Genomic DNA, 2,736 nt, shown 5'->3' on the forward strand with positions numbered 1-2,736 from the left:
GCAGCGGGTGAAGGAGTACCCGCACCAGTTCTCCGGCGGCATGCGCCAGCGGGTGATGATCGCGATGGCCCTCGCGCTCGATCCGGAGGTGCTGATCGCCGACGAGCCGACGACCGCGCTCGACGTCACCGTCCAGGCGCAGATCATGCGGCTGCTCGGCGAGATCCAGGCAGAACGGCAGATGGGCCTGGTCCTGATCACCCACGACATGGGCGTCGTGGCCAACGTCGCCGACGACGTCACGGTGATGTACGCCGGTCGCGCCGTCGAGCAGGCGTCGGTCTTCGACGTGTACGCCGCACCCGCGCACCCCTACACCCGCGCTCTGTTGCGTTCGATCCCCCGTCTGGACCAGAAGGGTGCCGGGCTCGCCGTCATCCCCGGGCGCCCGCCCGACCCCACGAGCGTGCCGGACGGCTGCCCGTTCCACCCGCGCTGCGAGCGCGCCGAGGACATCTGCCGGGTGGACCCGCCACCCCCGTCGATCCCGCTCCCCTACGACAGGACCGCCGCCTGCCACTTCGCCGAGGAGGTGATGAACGATGCCCGAGGCTGACGTGGTGCTGGAGGTCCGCGACCTCGCCAAGCACTACCCGGTGCGTCGCGGCGTCGTGCTCAAGCGGCAGATCGGTGAGGTGAAGGCCGTCGACGGCGTCTCGTTGACGCTGCGCAAGGGACGCACGCTCGGCCTGGTGGGCGAGTCGGGGTCAGGCAAGTCGACGCTCGCCAAGGTTCTGGTCGGCGTCGAGAAGCCGACCCGCGGGCAGATCCTCGTGGACGGTCGTGACGTCACCGACGTCGGACGCGCCGAACGCCGCGCGCTGCGCCGCACCATCCAGATGGTGTTCCAGGACCCCTACACGTCGCTGAACCCGCGCATGTCGATCGGCGAGATCGTCGGCGAGGCGTTCGCCATCCATCCCGACATGGCTCCGGCGGGTGACCGGGGGAAGGCGGTGCGCGAGCTCCTCGACCGCGTCGGGCTCAATCCCGACCATGTCCACCGCTACCCGCACCAGTTCTCGGGCGGGCAGCGTCAGCGGATCGGGATCGCGCGCGCCCTCGCCGTACGCCCGCGGATCCTGCTGTGCGACGAGCCGGTCTCGGCCCTCGACGTCTCGATCCAGGGGCAGGTCATCAACCTGCTCGAGGAGCTCCAGGACGACCTCGGCCTCTCGTACCTCTTCATCGCCCACGACCTCTCGGTCGTGCGTCACATCGCCGACGAGGTCGCGGTGATGTATCTCGGGCGGGTGGTCGAGAGCGGGACCGACGACGAGGTCTACGAGCGCCCTCACCACCCCTACACCCGGGCTCTCATGTCGGCGGCGCCGGTCCCGGACCCGACCCGCCGAGACGACTGCCTCGAGATCATGCTCGAGGGCGACGTCCCGTCTCCGCTCGATCCGCCGACCGGCTGCCACTTCCACACCCGTTGCTGGCTGGCCCCGTTGATCGAAGGCAGCGTCGACGCCGAGCGCCCCGACGGGCGACCGGTCCCCGCCGTCTGCCGCAACGACAGGCCGAAGCTCGCCCCCCAGGAGTCCCCCGATCATCACGCCGCCTGCCACTTCGCCGCCGATGTCGCCCGCCGTTGAGCTGCCCGACGACGAGGGCCCGAGGGTCCTCGTCGTCCAGAACTCGCCGACCAGCCACGCCGGCCGCCTCGTCGACTGGTTCACGGAGGCGGGAGTCGTCCCCGTCGTCCTCGCCGGGAGCGAGCTGCCGGCGTCCCTCGACGGGTACGGCGGCCTCGTCACGCTCGGCGGCGGGTTCAGGCCCGATGCCGACGACCATGCGCCCTGGCTCCCGCACGAACGCAGGCTGACGGTGCAGTCGCTGCAGCGAGAGGTGCCGTTGCTGGGCATCTGCCTCGGTGCCCAGCTCCTCGCCCTCTGCGCGGGTGGCGGGGTGACTGAGCGCTCCGGTGAGACCGAGCGCGGATCCTGCTCGGTCGACCTGCTGCCCGTCGCGGCGGACGACCCGGTGTTCGGCGGGTTCGCCGACGAAGGCCGGCTGCTCATGATCCAGAACCACAGCGACAGCATCACCGCGCTCCCCGCGGGCGCCGACCTTCTGGCCACCAGCGAGGTCTGCCGCGTGCAGGCCTTCCGCGTCGGCGTGTGCGCCTGGGGGGTGCAGTTCCATCCCGAGGTCGGCCCTGAGCGGCTCGCCCAGTGGGACGAGGCGGCTCTCGCGGCCGACGGCTACGACCGCGTGGCGCTGATGGAGTCTGCGGAGGCCGACGCCGACGACAACGAGCGTCAGTCACGCGGGCTGGTCACGGCCTTCGCCGACGTCGTCCGGGCGGCGGCACTGCGGACGGAGGTCTGAGATGTCGCTGCGAGCCACCTACAGCGACGGCACACCGGTGATCGCGTACCGACTGGCCACGGCCTCCGGGGAGGTGCTCGCCGAACGCCGTCCCACGGAGCGGTTCTATGCCGCGAGCACGATCAAGCTGGCACCGCTGGTCGCCGCCGTCCGCCTCGTCGAGTCCGGGGACCTCGCCCTCGACGACACGCTGATCAGCCGAGACACGTTCAGCAGCCAGGTGCCCGAGGCCCCCGACTACCGGTTGGTCCCCGACGACGTCGACCACGGGATGGCCCCGCCCGGAGACCCGATGCCGCTGCGCGACGTCCTCGAGCGGATGATCGTGGTCTCCTCCAACGAGGCGACCAACATGGTCGTCGAGCGGGTCGGGCTGGAGGCGATCGCGGAGGTCCTCGCCGA

General features: G+C 71.2%; 4 protein-coding genes. All 4 read left to right on the top strand.

Annotated elements, in window-relative coordinates; all coding sequences use genetic code 11:
- On the top strand, window positions 1-556 hold a 556-nt coding region (locus PV363_RS17035), incomplete at its 5' end, for an ABC transporter ATP-binding protein (protein WP_301022981.1).
- Window positions 543-1,598: a dipeptide ABC transporter ATP-binding protein gene (locus tag PV363_RS17040; RefSeq protein WP_301022982.1), complete on the top strand. Its 1,056-nt coding sequence runs from the start codon at window positions 543-545 to the stop codon at window positions 1,596-1,598. The genes PV363_RS17035 and PV363_RS17040, both read left to right, overlap by 14 nt.
- Window positions 1,582-2,334: a type 1 glutamine amidotransferase gene (locus tag PV363_RS17045; RefSeq protein ID WP_301022983.1), complete on the top strand. Its 753-nt coding sequence runs from the start codon at window positions 1,582-1,584 to the stop codon at window positions 2,332-2,334. Before PV363_RS17040 ends, PV363_RS17045 begins: the two co-directional genes overlap by 17 nt.
- Window position 2,335: 1 nt before the next feature.
- A partial coding sequence (locus PV363_RS17050; RefSeq protein ID WP_301022984.1) for a serine hydrolase occupies window positions 2,336-2,736 on the top strand: 401 nt, incomplete at its 3' end.

The organism is Mumia sp. (assembly GCF_028803055.1).
Classification (GTDB): domain Bacteria; phylum Actinomycetota; class Actinomycetes; order Propionibacteriales; family Nocardioidaceae; genus Mumia.

Excerpts from the sequence above, each read along its gene's own strand:
- PV363_RS17045 (WP_301022983.1), top strand. The coding sequence starts at position 1,582 with ATGTCGCCCGCCGTTGAGCTGCCCGACGACGAGGGCCCGAGGGTCCTC.
- PV363_RS17040 (WP_301022982.1), top strand. The coding sequence starts at position 543 with ATGCCCGAGGCTGACGTGGTGCTGGAGGTCCGCGACCTCGCCAAGCAC.